General features: G+C 55.2%; 13 protein-coding genes and 4 tRNA genes. 9 read left to right on the forward strand and 8 right to left on the reverse strand.

Annotated features, from left to right (window positions below):
* The first annotated feature begins 78 nt into the window (after positions 1 to 78).
* The 5 genes from JOE34_RS14130 to JOE34_RS14150 all read left to right on the forward strand — a co-directional run bounded on the left by JOE34_RS14130 (position 79) and on the right by JOE34_RS14150 (position 2172).
* Complete coding sequence (locus JOE34_RS14130; RefSeq protein ID WP_003369901.1) at positions 79 to 1311, forward strand: aspartate kinase; 1233 nt, start codon at positions 79 to 81, stop codon at positions 1309 to 1311.
* 169 nt (positions 1312 to 1480) lie between these two features.
* Positions 1481 to 1669 carry a carbon storage regulator CsrA gene (gene csrA, locus JOE34_RS14135; protein WP_002554426.1) on the forward strand — a complete coding sequence of 63 codons (189 nt, stop codon included), beginning with the start codon at positions 1481 to 1483 and terminating at the stop codon, positions 1667 to 1669.
* A gap of 62 nt (positions 1670 to 1731) precedes the next feature.
* A tRNA-Ser gene (locus JOE34_RS14140) sits at positions 1732 to 1822 on the forward strand.
* A gap of 109 nt (positions 1823 to 1931) precedes the next feature.
* Positions 1932 to 2008: transfer RNA gene (locus JOE34_RS14145), tRNA-Arg, on the forward strand.
* A gap of 87 nt (positions 2009 to 2095) precedes the next feature.
* Positions 2096 to 2172, forward strand: a tRNA-Arg gene (locus tag JOE34_RS14150).
* A 44-nt stretch (positions 2173 to 2216) separates the two neighbouring features.
* Here JOE34_RS14150 and bamE read toward each other — a convergent pair.
* Complete coding sequence (gene bamE / locus JOE34_RS14155; RefSeq protein WP_029572376.1) at positions 2217 to 2708, reverse strand: outer membrane protein assembly factor BamE; 492 nt, start codon at positions 2706 to 2708, stop codon at positions 2217 to 2219.
* Positions 2709 to 3033: 325 nt separating this feature from the next.
* Here bamE and mgtE point away from each other — a divergent pair, with 325 nt between their 5' ends.
* Positions 3034 to 4476: a magnesium transporter gene (gene mgtE / locus JOE34_RS14160; RefSeq protein WP_003424840.1), complete on the forward strand. Its 1443-nt coding sequence runs from the start codon at positions 3034 to 3036 to the stop codon at positions 4474 to 4476.
* A gap of 186 nt (positions 4477 to 4662) precedes the next feature.
* Here the strand turns inward: mgtE and JOE34_RS14165 are convergent, their stop codons facing one another.
* The 3 genes from JOE34_RS14165 to JOE34_RS14175 form a co-directional block, all read right to left on the reverse strand.
* On the reverse strand, positions 4663 to 4989 hold the full coding sequence (locus JOE34_RS14165; RefSeq protein WP_002554423.1) for an Arc family DNA-binding protein: 327 nt from the start codon (positions 4987 to 4989) through the stop codon (positions 4663 to 4665).
* 429 nt (positions 4990 to 5418) lie between these two features.
* Positions 5419 to 5604: a PA3371 family protein gene (locus tag JOE34_RS14170; protein WP_003314749.1), complete on the reverse strand. Its 186-nt coding sequence runs from the start codon at positions 5602 to 5604 to the stop codon at positions 5419 to 5421.
* Between the two features lie 36 nt (positions 5605 to 5640).
* Complete coding sequence (locus JOE34_RS14175; protein ID WP_029572377.1) at positions 5641 to 5880, reverse strand: hypothetical protein; 240 nt, start codon at positions 5878 to 5880, stop codon at positions 5641 to 5643.
* 317 nt (positions 5881 to 6197) lie between these two features.
* Here JOE34_RS14175 and JOE34_RS14180 point away from each other — a divergent pair.
* Positions 6198 to 6274 (forward strand) — tRNA-Arg (locus tag JOE34_RS14180).
* Between the two features lie 139 nt (positions 6275 to 6413).
* Here JOE34_RS14180 and JOE34_RS14185 read toward each other — a convergent pair.
* The 3 genes from JOE34_RS14185 to JOE34_RS14195 form a co-directional block, all read right to left on the reverse strand.
* On the reverse strand, positions 6414 to 7112 hold the full coding sequence (locus JOE34_RS14185) for a GIY-YIG nuclease family protein (protein ID WP_029572378.1): 699 nt from the start codon (positions 7110 to 7112) through the stop codon (positions 6414 to 6416).
* 141 nt (positions 7113 to 7253) lie between these two features.
* Positions 7254 to 8501, reverse strand: coding sequence for a hypothetical protein (locus tag JOE34_RS14190; protein ID WP_029572379.1), 1248 nt, complete (start codon positions 8499 to 8501; stop codon positions 7254 to 7256).
* A 48-nt stretch (positions 8502 to 8549) separates the two neighbouring features.
* On the reverse strand, positions 8550 to 8705 hold the full coding sequence (locus JOE34_RS14195) for a hypothetical protein (protein ID WP_164490387.1): 156 nt from the start codon (positions 8703 to 8705) through the stop codon (positions 8550 to 8552).
* A gap of 250 nt (positions 8706 to 8955) precedes the next feature.
* Between JOE34_RS14195 and JOE34_RS14200 the strand changes: the two genes are divergently transcribed.
* Entirely contained in the window at positions 8956 to 9834 is an 879-nt protein-coding gene (locus JOE34_RS14200) for a DUF5677 domain-containing protein (RefSeq protein WP_153070748.1), read from the forward strand.
* 315 nt (positions 9835 to 10149) lie between these two features.
* Here the strand turns inward: JOE34_RS14200 and JOE34_RS14205 are convergent, their stop codons facing one another.
* Complete coding sequence (locus JOE34_RS14205) at positions 10150 to 12558, reverse strand: DUF3772 domain-containing protein (RefSeq protein ID WP_209995993.1); 2409 nt, start codon at positions 12556 to 12558, stop codon at positions 10150 to 10152.
* A 339-nt stretch (positions 12559 to 12897) separates the two neighbouring features.
* Between JOE34_RS14205 and JOE34_RS14210 the strand changes: the two genes are divergently transcribed.
* Positions 12898 to 13599, forward strand: coding sequence for a glutathione S-transferase C-terminal domain-containing protein (locus JOE34_RS14210; RefSeq protein ID WP_057405921.1), 702 nt, complete (start codon positions 12898 to 12900; stop codon positions 13597 to 13599).
* Positions 13600 to 13621 lie beyond the last annotated feature (22 nt).

Raw genomic sequence — 13621 nt, forward strand, 5'->3', positions numbered from 1 at the left:
GCCTGCCGCACACCGGCAGGCCTTACTGGGACTCGAATGTTAATGGGTGCTCTTAACGGGATTTGAGGCGGCTTTGAGATGGCTTTAATCGTACAGAAATTTGGCGGCACCTCCGTGGGCTCTGTAGAGCGCATCGAGCAGGTTGCCGACAAGGTCAAGAAATTCCGTGAGGCGGGTGACGACCTGGTGGTCGTGCTGTCGGCCATGAGCGGTGAAACCAATCGTCTGATCGAGCTGGCCAGGCAGATCAGTGATCAGCCGGTTCCTCGCGAGCTGGATGTCATTGTCTCCACGGGCGAGCAGGTCACCATCGCGCTGCTGGCGATGGCCTTGATGAAGCGTGGCGTTCCTGCGGTGTCCTACACCGGCAATCAGGTGCGTATTCTCACCGACAGCGCGCACAACAAGGCGCGCATCCTGCAGATCGACGACCAGAAGATCCGCTCCGACCTGAAAGCGGGTCGTGTGGTAGTGGTCGCCGGTTTCCAGGGTGTCGACGAACACGGCAACATCACGACCCTCGGGCGTGGTGGCTCGGACACGACCGGTGTTGCCCTGGCGGCGGCGCTGAAAGCGGACGAGTGCCAGATCTACACCGACGTCGATGGCGTCTACACCACTGATCCGCGCGTCGTGTCGCAGGCCCAGCGCCTCGACAAGATCACCTTTGAAGAGATGCTGGAAATGGCCAGCCTCGGTTCCAAGGTGCTGCAGATCCGTGCGGTCGAATTCGCCGGCAAATACAATGTCCCGCTGCGCGTTCTGCACAGCTTCAAAGAGGGGCCGGGCACCCTTATTACAATCGATGAAGAGGAATCCATGGAACAGCCGATCATTTCCGGCATCGCCTTCAACCGCGATGAAGCCAAGCTGACCATCCGTGGCGTGCCAGACACCCCCGGCGTGGCGTTCAAGATTCTCGGCCCGATCAGCGCGGCCAATATTGAAGTGGACATGATCGTGCAGAACGTCTCGCACGATAACACCACCGATTTTACCTTCACGATCCATCGCAACGACTATCAGGCGGCCTTGCAGGTGCTTGAGGCCACCGCGCGTGAAATCAGCGCGCGTGAAGTGTCCGGCGATACCAAGATCGCCAAGGTGTCGATCGTTGGCGTCGGCATGCGCTCGCATGCCGGCGTTGCCAGTCGCATGTTCGAAGCGCTGGCCAAGGAGAGCATCAATATCCAGATGATCTCCACATCGGAAATCAAGGTTTCCGTGGTCATCGAAGAGAAATACCTGGAGTTGGCTGTGCGCGCATTGCACACGGCCTTTGAGCTGGATGCTCCGCGGCAGGGTGAATGACCCTGTCATCGAAAGGCGCGGCGTGACCGCGTCTTTCGGGTGCTGCGCAGAAGGGCTTTTGTTTTCTTTGCGTTAGTCGATATACAGGTAGTGGTCATGGCGTTTTGCTAGTGTCACTGCCTATAGGTTGCAGACTGTTGTCCCTGAATAAAGGCGTAAGGAGAAAAGTATGCTGATTCTGACTCGTCGGTGCGCGGAAAGCCTGATCATTGGGGATGGTGAAATCACCGTCACCGTGCTCGGAGTGAAGGGTAATCAGGTGCGTATTGGTGTCAATGCGCCCAAGGAAGTCGCTGTCCACCGTGAAGAGATTTACCTGCGTATCAAGAAAGAGAAGGACGAAGAACCAAGCCATTAATTTTTATTGAATTTTTGGTTTGCAAACGGGGAAAAGGGTGGTTATTATACGCCCCGTGTTGCGGAGAGCTGGCCGAGTGGCCGAAGGCGCTCCCCTGCTAAGGGAGTACACCTCAAAAGGGTGTCGGGGGTTCGAATCCCCCGTTCTCCGCCATTATTTATGTAGTGCGTAAAACTGGGCTTGATCTGTAAGTTGTTGAATTTACTAGAAAAAGTGCTTGACTAAACAGTTTTACGACCTATAATGCGCGGCACCAACACATGCACTCGTAGCTCAGCTGGATAGAGTACTCGGCTACGAACCGAGCGGTCACAGGTTCGAATCCTGTCGAGTGCACCATTTAAAGTTGTTTGAAGTGTTGTAAGCAATTACAAGGTTTCCGATAACTGGCTCCAACCAGAGGTGATCTGGTCTAAAAACACCAATGCACTCGTAGCTCAGCTGGATAGAGTACTCGGCTACGAACCGAGCGGTCACAGGTTCGAATCCTGTCGAGTGCACCATACAAACGAAAAGCCCACATCGAAAGATGTGGGCTTTTTGCTTTCTAGCGTTTTCCTTTAACGCATCCGTGCTCGTCAAATGTCACCTTATTGCTGCGGCCTTTTTTCTGGTTGTACACGTAATGCAATTCTCCATTGCGGTTGGTGACCTTGTCGGGACGCCCCAGCAGGCTCTCGACATCACGCTGCGTCATGCCGGGAGGGGTACGCTGGTTGATGATCGCAGCCCGGCGCTGTTCGGCGCTCAAGCGGTTGCCGCAGCCATCATCGCGTGTGCCCACCACGACAACTGTCTGGTCTGCCGGCTTTCCGCGCGCGGTTTGCGCAGTGCTGGCGGGCGGTAGCACATCGATACGGGTTCCCGGCGGTGCATTGAAGGCGCTTTGCAGGCGGGTGCTGTGCCCATCCGGGCATCCCAGGGTGGTAAACGTAATCTTTCCGGATGCATCCTCGCAGCGATGAACGTTGCTGGCGGTTGCAGTCGCAGGCAGGCAGAGCAGGGCGCTCCACAGTAGCAGGTGATTGGCAGGTCGCATGCCCAAGGTCCTCCGTGACGGGTGTCAGCAAAGGCTAACTCCCGCCTTTGCAAGGGGCGAGCGTGTTTTGTTGGCTGAATGTGACGTCGAACCCTGGCTGGCTTACGGAGTTGTGCAGGTTTGCACTGCAAACGGTTGTTCTGAGCTGAATTTTCTCGCGTGCGCTTCGCTCAAAGCGGTGTATCATTGCGCCCGTCAGCTCCGCCGGGGCTTGTGGAACACCTCCATGGACATACCCAGTCGTTACTCGATAATGTTTTTCAACAATCATGAATTAACTGATTGATCTCCCGGCGTGCTCCGCTGCTGGGAGTGGAGTTCGCCTATGACCGAAAGAGAAGTAAAAAAAACGCAGGAAAGCTTGCAGGATCGCCTGGCTCAGGTCGTCGATCTGCTGCAGCGCCAGCGTATTGTTGAGGACCTGACCCATCGTCAGGAAGGTCAGCATCAGGACCGTGTAGAAAACCTGGTTCACCGGCAGAACCTCGTCGAGTTGCAACGCAAGCTCGAAGACCTTCACTCTGCCGACGTCGCTTATATCCTTGAAGCCTTGCCCCTGGAAGACCGTCTGACCGTCTGGCAGCTGGTCAAGGCCGATCGCGACGGCGATATTCTTCTCGAAGTATCCGATTCCGTTCGTGAAACCCTGATCGCCGACATGGACGATCATGAGTTGCTCGCGGCGGCACGGGACATGGACGCCGACGAACTGGCCGACCTTGCTCCCGAGTTGCCCCGCGACGTCGTTCACGAACTCATGGAAACACTGGATTCACAACAGCGTGAGCGCGTGCGGTCGGCCCTGTCCTATGACGAGGATCAGGTCGGTGCGCTGATGGACTTCGAGATGGTGACGATCCGTGAGGATGTCAGCCTTGAAGTCGTGCTGCGCTACCTGCGCAGGCTCAAAGAGCTGCCCGGTCACACCGACAAACTGTTCGTAGTCGATTCCGAGGGCGTGCTCAAGGGTGTGCTGCCGATCAAGCGTCTGCTGGTCAATGATCCGGAGAAGCAGGTTGGCGAAGTCATGGCCAACGACCCGGTCAGCTTTCACCCGGAAGACGATGCCTACGATGCGGCACAGGCATTCGAGCGTTACGACCTTATTTCCACGCCGGTCGTGGACAAGAACGGCAAGCTGATCGGCCGTCTGACCATCGATGAAATGGTCGACCTGATCCGTGAGGAAAGCGAAAGCGAAGTCCTCAACATGGCGGGTCTGCGTGAAGAAGAAGACATCTTCGCGTCGGTATGGCGTTCGCTGCGCAACCGTTGGGCCTGGCTGGCAGTCAACCTGGTAACTGCGTTCCTGGCCTCGCGCGTGATCGGCCTGTTCGAAGGCTCCATCGAGAAGCTGGTGGCGCTCGCTGCGCTGATGCCTATCGTGGCCGGTATCGGTGGCAACTCCGGTAATCAGACCATCACCATGATCGTCCGCGCGATGGCGCTGGATCAGGTCAATACCGGTAATACGGCGCGCTTGCTGCGCAAGGAGCTGGCTGTCGGCCTGATCAACGGGCTGCTCTGGGGGGGTGTGATCGGCGTGGTCGCCTACATGCTGTATGGCAGTTGGTCATTAGGTGTGGTCATGACCGCAGCCATGACGCTCAACCTGTTGCTGGCAGCGCTGATGGGCGTTTCCATTCCCATGGCGCTTGCTCGCCTTGGACGAGATCCCGCGATGGGGGCAAGCGTCATGATTACGGCGATGACCGACAGCGGCGGCTTCTTCATCTTCCTTGGACTGGCGACGATCTTTCTGCTCTAAGCCTCGCGACTCTTACAGTCTTTTGAAATAAAAAACCGCCGTGATCAGGCGGTTTTTTTATGCTTCGGCCAGGTCTTCATCTCGTTGTGTAACGCAATAAGCCGACGACTAATAAAGAAAAAGACTACAAGAAGGCTATAACGAAAAAGGCCAGCTTTCGCTGGCCTTTGTCTGTTAAGTGAAATCTCAGGACTCTTCGGAAGCGAGTTCCGTGTCATGAGCAATCAGCGAAACAAGAGCGTTCTGTTGACGATGTGAAAGCTGACGAAAGCGCTGCAGCAGCTCGCGTTCGTGCAAGGACAGCTCAGGACTATCGAGACGCAGGCTTGGTTCATCACCAAGAGCGCCTTCCTGAATCAGGCTTTGTTCGAGACGAGCGATGATTTCCGAGTTCATGCTGCGGTGATGATTCTTGGCTACCTCTTGCACGCGATTACGCATGCCGTCTGGTAGGCGAACGACGAACTTGTCAGCCGTGCGGCTGGAATAAGTAGCCTGTTTCATAGGGCTCATATATTTAACCGGTTAGTTCAGGGGAAGCGGTTCTAGCAAGTGGCCGCAAGATTGTCACAGTCAGACAGTCATTTTGGCCAAATGTTCAACCGGGGTTCCAAGGGGCCGACATAATGCCGTATTCCGTCGAATCCTTGGCGTCAATTCTGTGACAAATATTGACTCAGGTAGAGGCGTATTGCCAGCACCAATTATCAGAAATGCGAGCGAATTTGCAAAGTCTTCGCATTTGTCCCGGGATAAAAGGGCACGCCACCGAGCTTTTTTCCTGTCATGGCCATTTGACTCCAAGTATGCGTCTAAATTCAGCGTGAGCGAGGTTAGCCGACAAAGGGTTGGCTTCGGTGCAGGAAGGTTCTTTTGGAGGAGGGGAGATTCTGGATGCGAACGGTCAGACGACCGGGCAAATTGCTGCAAGTAGCTTCGCTGTCAGCGAAGCACCGGGTCGAATTTGAAGCGACGACCGACGAACAACGCAACCACGAAGAGACTGGCAAACACGCCGGCGGCGATGTTTGCAGCGATACTCATGGCTTGTGCATTAACAGGAAGCAAAAGGTCGACGACGAAAGCCATGATCGCCAGGACCAGAAACGACAACGCGGATTTTGACATGGCTACTCTCTCTTGAAAGGGTCGTTGCGGGCGTTATCAGAAAACCCAGCGCTGTTCGGCGCGTGGAAACTGAAGTGACTCATCATCGTCATTGGCCAGCACCGCTGCGCTTGCAACGCGTTCAGTCATGATTGCCAGTTTTGGCGCCTGACTGATCTGGTGGTGGACTGGAGCAGGCATAGCGGCCTGAGCGTCCTTGATACCAGAATCCTGGAAATGAAATGCCACCAGAGCCACCAGAGCTGCCGCATTCAACACTGAGAGAGTCTTGTTCATTTTCCAGTACCTGTGCCCGACCGTTTGGGATGAGATGTGTTCCACAGATATCAATAATGCAGTCTGCATGCCAATCGTGAAATGATAAAAAATCCTTTCTAATCAATGGCTTATTAAATTAAAAAAAGTGCTCTGCAGTGCGTTTTGCAATGATGGCTTTTTGGGGTATTGCAAATTGCATGATCGGTTTATCAGGCCGTGTTTCCAGGCGACATCGGCTACAGGGTCGAAGGGCAATGACGACATGACAAAAGCGCCACATGCCGCTAAGATGCACGCCGTCCTCGCTGGCACCGATCGGTGTGTCGGCACGCAGTGTCTCAGTAGCTCAATTGGATAGAGCATCCCCCTCCTAAGGGGAAGGTTGCAGGTTCGAACCCCGCCTGGGACACCATATAAATAAAGCCTTTCAAGGTATTATCCTGTCAGCGCGCCTTCTCGGTGACTGTAGGATGTCTTCCTGAACTCTCGAGGCTAGCCTCTACTGACTCTTCGATACGCAAGTACCTAGTCACTTCCATTTGATCTTCCACTCAAAGCCCTGCTACTGGCACAGACTTACCAAGAGTCTTAATCTGCTTAAGATCGGAGGCGTCGAGATCAAACCACTCACCCTCAAGGCGCTTTGCTTGATAGGCAAGATGCAAACTCCGCTCTGCATAGGTGTAGTCATCAAACCAGGCGTAATGCTCAAGACTTATCGGAAAGGGGAGCTTGACCTCGAAGAGCCGGGTGCGAGCCTTCAGGTGAATTGTCTTGCCTATCTTGAAACCCAGCTTAGATCGAATGACATAGACGTAGCCACCTGTGGGCGAACTAGAGGGTTGACTCACGCTTCTCACGGGCGGTGGCGGCACCGGGATGTCGAATCCGGCGATGTCTGGAAAATATTCGGCATGTAGATCTGGAAGACCGTACCGGTTGACCACGTCAGGGGCAAAAGCAAACCAGTGTTTGGTTTGCTCCCAGTAACGTCTTCCGCTCGAGCTAGGCCGAAGCGTGATATCAGTTTCGCGCCACAGGATCTTTGCACGACCTGATGCTTGATCAACTGTCATGACGATGCCAAATGCGCTCACATTACCAATTTGGGCTCTCGCGTCCCAACCGGCCAGCACAATGCAGTCCTTGGGACGCGCCTGAAGAATCAGGCCGACTAAATCGGAATCCACCTGCACGTCGTGCATCACGGGCATGACAAGTTTTTGGGGATCAAAGCGATAAAATTTCACTTAAGCTTCCTTGCACAGATCTATAGTCTACTAGACTATCGCAGCGACATAGCGCCCTGAAGTTCATTAGATGCGCCGGAACGGTATCCAGCGTAGACCAGTGATAATCTCCGCTGCCATTATCCAGAACAACGGTCGCCGTCAGTCCCGCGTGGGATCAGGTTTTCCATACAGCAACCGGCTATCGAAATGCTTTTCGAAAAGCGCCTTGAACGACTCAGGGTCACCATTCCAGTCTCCCTTCCGGTGAAGGCCAAGCAACGAGTCGAACCGCGCTACCCATTTTTTCTTTCCCAGCTTACCTGCAAGTGCAAGGGCTTCAGGGAGGACGTGGTTGAATACATCAGCTTCTCTACCAACTCCGTGGATGTAGGCATTCTGATAGTATTTCAGGGCTTGTTCTTCCTGCCCAGATAGAACTAGAAAGCGTCCGCGTAGCCAATCAATGATGTGATAAGTCTCTTCAGAAATGGGCTCCCACGTCTTTTCAAGGCGTCTCAGCATATCTTCGACGGCGTGCGCATCTCTTGGTGTAGCTGGATTGTAAAGTGCTTCGCGAATCGCCGAAAATGGGCGATCCGGGCCGATATTCAAACTTTCAGCCCTCTCTATGGCTAACTGCCGTTTACGCCAGTAATAGGCTTCTAGAGCGGAGTCAGCGTCTTCGGGTAGATCCAGGTGATTTAAAATCGCTTCGCGATATTTAAGTGGCGTCCGAGCTAGGAGTCTAGCGGCTACCATCCACAGTTTCGGTGCAAATTCTTCGCCGAGCCCTAGCGCTTGAAGAATCTCTCGCGCTCGGTCTAGGTTTGGAACCGCTGAGCCTCTCAGCCAATCGTCGAGAGTATCTCGGCAATTGTCGAGGTCGATTGCATTCACCTCTGCCCGATATTCACAGATTTTGGTGTAGTCCTTAGTTCCCCAAGTACAGAAGGCCTCAACGAGAAAGCCAAAGGGCGCAGTGGCAGACAGCAGTTTGCCCAAAGGAACGATTGGCAAAATGTGGTGAATCATCTTCAGCACCAGACTGCCGCCAAACGCGAATATCGTTGGCCATAGCAGGTACATCATGTCTCGACGGTGGAGTAGGCCTGCATCATGCCTAGGAATAATCGACGCGTAGTATTCGAGCCAGCGACGCCATGCTACGAATATCGAGTTGGCAAAGACCTCATCTCCGATAAAGGTGGCCAACCTGTTCTCAAGCTTGAACAGAATGGTGGTTGGTATTTCGATTGGGTCAAGGCCAGGGCGTCTGCGCTCGTCCTTGAATGCCTTCAAATCATCATACAAGCCAGTACCCTCTGTAGAGAGTACAAGGCCGCTACGGGTCGCAATCTCGTAAACGACTTCGCCTATAGATGGATAGGGTGAGACTGGGAGTTTCATGCGGTCACCTGCCCAAGGGGGAAGGCCCCCTCGGGATGCTAAATCCTTTTATTTTTTTGCTTTATCTGCCGCCCTCGCGGCTCGGGAAGCGAAGCTATCCGGAGGGATAATGCCGTCATTCTCTCGAGAAGTCGCGGAGTAGATGCGGGCTTTGGCTTCTTTAGTCATAGGTTGTGATTTAGTGCTTGAAGATTTTTTGGTCATGTCATTTTCCTTGAGGTTCGGGTTGAACGCCTGAGCGCTGCAATCGACTTTACGTAGCCTTCCGATTGCAGTCAGGGGGGCAAACTCGGAAAAATCTAAAACCAGACTCTCAACTCGCAAATGATCATGTTCAACCCTTTGAGAAATGAATCAATTCCATGGCGATACACTTATTTTCCGGGCGGCATCGTGGGTAGGTAAAATGGTGATCTAGAGTTCTAGATCACCATGGACGACCAGAGCCTACCTAATGTCATCGACTCCACGCCCAACCTCCCATCGCGATCCCGAAGAAGATTTCGGAACGTTGACCGAACTGTTTGCAAGAATGATCGAAGCTCAGCGAAGTCATGCATTGAGTTCCGAGGATGCTTGGATGAATCACGCCCAGATATTGGCAGTAAAGCTTTTCAAGCAAGCCTGTTCGGTCAGGCTAATACTCGATCCGACGCAGTTAGACTTCCACGACGGCTCGCAAATCGTCTTCGTCGATCACTCTTCGGCAACAATCTTGGCTCGTGCCTGCTTGGAAACTTTCATTGTCTTCCACTGGATATTCCAATGCCAAGATCCCGCTTTGCGGCAATTTCGATACGGTGTTTGGCGATTAGGCGGATTGATGGACAGACTCAAGCTACATCCATCTACCGATCAGGCTAGTGAGGCACTAAAGGTGGCACGGCTTCAAGCCGCCGACCAGATTGCAGAAATTGAGCCATCTCCTTTTCTCGGCGGCTACAGTCCGGATCAGGTTAAGCGTTTGATGAAGGGAGACTGGAGAGCTGGCTGGTCATGGACGGACGAAGCAGTAAGGGCTGGCTTCAGCAAAAAGTATTTTCAGAACGTGTACTCCCATTTTTGCGGGTACGCGCACACGTCCTACATCAGCTCAATGCAAATGGGGCAAGCTCAGTTAATCGACGATCAGCGAATGCTTGGCTTAGTCGCCTTGCAAACCAGCATCCATGTGATGGCTCGAGCGGTAGCGTTTTACGCGGAGCTTTTCCCATCAGGCCGTACTGCGCTAAAGATGTCTCCAGAGCAGGCTCAGAATGTGGCTTATTTCTGGGGCTTCACGAATGTTGATATGGATCCTTTGTACGAAGAGCCTTCAGGGGAAGATCTTTGAGGCAGGCGGGTTGCCTGATGCAAGTTCCGTCATCTGCATTGAAAGCCGCTAACCATGCGCATAGCAGGTACTGTTTATCATCCACAGGTGCCCCTCGAGCCTACAGGTGCAGAAACCTGCTCATGGCCGCAGCATCCCTTACGCTGCCGCAACCTGCCGTACTCATTCGGATTGACGTAGCTTTCCTCGCGAAGTTCACGGGCCCAATGAGACTAAAACGCCCGGTAATATTGGGCTTGTGGCTGTAACCGCAGGGCTAAAATTGCCCCCTAGGTGCAGGTTCGAACCCCGCCTTGGACACCACACAAACAAGCATCACTGACTCTCCGCCGCCGCATCCTTCCCAGCCCCCTCATTAATCAACACCATGCTCTGCGGTGCAGACAGCGCTACACCCAATTCCCTCAGACGCCCCAAGACCGTAAACAACAGATCACTCCGTGCGCCACCCACCGAGCGTGGGCTGTTCACGTAGCCGCTGGCGCTGATGATCAAGCCGGTATTGGTCAGGTCCTTGAAGGTGACTGAAGGCGCTGGTGCATCGAGTATCGCTTCGTGTTCGGTGAAGGCCTGCAACAGCAGTTCGCGTATTTGCAGGACGTCTGTTTCCAGGGGCAGGGTAAGGGTGATTCCGACTACGCCCAGCGCATTGCCCATGGTGACGTTGCGCACGTTCTGCGTGATGAACTGCGAGTTCGGCACGATCACTGTCGAGCGGTCGCCCATCTGGATTTCGGTCGCGCGGACGTTGATCCGGCGAATATCGCCTTCGACCCCCGCCAGGCTCACCCAGTCGCCGACTTTGACCGGACGCTCGGTCAGCAGAATCAGGCCGGAGATGAAGTTCTGCACAATGGCTTGCAGGCCGAAACCTATCCCCACCGACAGCGCACTGACCACCCAGGTCAGATTGGTGAGGCTGATGTTGAGCGTGGACATCACCACGGCCACCACCAGCACAAAGCCGATGTAACCGATCAGGGTCACCAGCGAGGCCTGCATGCCTGCGTCCATGTTGGTTTCGGGCAGCAGGCGTTCTCCAAACCACTCCTTGAGTACACGCACACTCAGCAGGCCGACGACCAGGCAGACCAATGCCACCAGAATGTCGCTGGGGACGATGTTCAGGTTACCCATGGATTTGGACGTGACATCCAGCTGAGTAAAGCTGGCGAGCAGGTCGCCCGGGCTCGATCCTGAGGGCAGGAACGCCAGCAGGACAGCGGTGAGCAGCAGCAAAGTGCGGCCTATGCCGGCCAGCACGGTACTTGCCTGCGCCTGATGGCGAGTGGACAAACCCAGCGCTGAGCCCAGCGCCAGGCCGCCAGGTTGTTTGGGCGACAGGAGGGTTTCGCAGATGTCACCGAAGCAGGCGATCAGCAGGTACGCAGTGGACGCCACTACGCTGACCCAGAGCAGTTTCACTGCCAGAAAGTAAGCCAGCGTCAGGTAGCCGCTCAACAACGCCAACAAACTCAGGCCGACCCACACCGTAACGATAAACGGAATCAGCCCGGCGAAGCCTGCCGGGCGCTCCAGCTCAAAGCGGCGGCGGGTACGGCGATAACGCAGCAGGGCGTAGAAAAACACCAGCGAAACCGCCAGTGCCGTCAGGCCATTGACCGCAACCGTCAGGGCCAGGCTGCTGGCAATCACACTGTTGATTCGTTCCTGCGTACCGATGACCATCAATGCCAGCGCCAGGGCAGGGGGGAAGCGGCCCAGTGCGGTGGCGATCTGGTCAGGAATTTGCGGCAGGCGCCACGAGGCGTGTGCCAGCATCAACAACGCACGGCCCAGACCGACGATGAAGGCGCAGAAGGTAATCAGCGTCTGCACCTGATCGAGCAGATTGACTACGTCATTGCTGAGCACCGCGTTGTGGACGATTCCCCAGCGCAGCAAGGAAGTGGCAATGGTAATGGTAAGAATGGTCGACAGCCCGACAGCCAGGGCCAGAGCACTGCGGCGCAGGCGGCCTTCGGGCAGCCAGCGAATCATCGCCCAGATCAGCAGGCGCTCCAGCAGGCGCCGGACAACCACCCAGATGAACAACGCGCCCAGCACCACGCTGATGAATTGCACACGGTTGTCCGGTGCCATCGCGTTGTTGAGCACCTGACGCACATCCACCAGAAGCCTGTTCAGGCGTCCCAGATCGTCATCGGTCGGGCGAATCAGCGTGGACCAGAATGCCGAACTGAGCGGGCTCGCCGTGCGCGTGCTGATCTGTGAATCGAAGAGGCTGCGGCGCAGGTTGAATATCTGCGTGGCCAGATCCCGGGCTGACTGGCTTAGCTCATTGGTCTGCCGTTCATCATTGACCAGCGCGTTTTTCTGCGCGGTCAACGTCTTGCGCTGACTGGTCAGGCTTTGCGCTTCGTCCGGTTGCACCGGCCCGAGAATGTTGAGCTGATCATTCAGGTGTTCGATGTCGACAGCTTGCTGCGCAACCAGATTGTCGGCTTGTTTCTGAACCTGCAAAGCCGCCTGACGCAGGCTTGAAAGCAGGTCATCGTTGGCGCTGCCCGTCACTTTCTGACGGATCTGATCGAGCTGTTGGTTCAGATCATCCAGGCTCGGGACAACCACGGCAGGCGATGCGCTGCTGGCGCTATCGGCCTGGGGCGCGGGGGCATTCTGGGCCAGGACCGGCAAGGTCACGCACAGCAAGAGCAAGGCGAGCAACCCGGTACGAAAACGGTTCAGCGAAGCGTGCTGCATTCTTTCTCCTTCTTTCTCTGCGCGATGCGGCCTGGCAAGGCCTGTGGTTCGAGCCTGGGTCTTGTACGTTTTTGAGCAGCATTCACTGGCCGCCCGAGATCGGCGCACAGGATATCAAGGCGCTCACGTTTGAGCGCTGTCAATGCGGGCCAACCCATGCCTGAAGGCTGCATTTTCAGCAGAATCCTGCCCGGTTGCTAGGCTTGCTGATCAGCCGAGCCAAATACTTTCACCTAACAAATGTTAGGTAGGCGTTGACTTGGTGAGGGAGTACCGCTAAGTTATGGCTACCTAACGATAGTTAGGTAGGTTTTTTTACCCTACCTCACAGGCCCGACCATGACCTCCAAATTGCGACTTTTCACCTCTCCTTCGGCTTTTCCGAATCCTCAACGCCTGCGTTTGTTCATCCACGAAAAAGGCATTGCCGATCAGTTCGACGAAACCATTTATGACATGACGCCGGGCGGAGAGCAGCGTGGCTGGCGTCACCTGAATATGAACCCGTGGGGTGAAACACCGACCCTGGAACTGGCAGACGGCAGCTTCATTTCCGAGACAGCCGCTATCGCTCGCTATCTGGATCAGGCTTATCCGGGCCGCAAGATCATGGGCGAGGGCGCTCTGCAGCAGGGCCTCGACAACATGTGGGATAACCGCATCTGGGTGCATATCCTCTATCGGATCGTTACGGCCTTTCACGTGCTGCACACCGGCCTCGGTTTCAAACTTGAACTGACCAAGAACGAAGCATGGGGCGAGCACTGCCGCAAAGAGGCGCTGAGCCATGCGGCATTGGTCAATCGTCATTTGTCCGATGGTCGCGAGTGGCTGCTGGGCGGCGATGCGCCAACGTTCGCGGACATCACGCTTGCAACCGCCATTGCCTTCTCCAAGTTCCCGGTCAACGCCACGCCACTGGATGAGCGTTTCGAGTTCCTGGACCTGTACTGGCAGCGCTGGCAGAAGCGTCCGGCTTTCCAGGCGGCCTATGCTGATCGCAGCAGCGGTATTCCTGAGCTGGACTCGCCGGCCGAATGATTGAGCTGTTGTACGCGCACCT

It is taken from the genome of Pseudomonas sp. PvP028, from assembly GCF_017832255.1.
GTDB classification, from domain to species: Bacteria; Pseudomonadota; Gammaproteobacteria; order Pseudomonadales; family Pseudomonadaceae; genus Aquipseudomonas; species Aquipseudomonas syringae.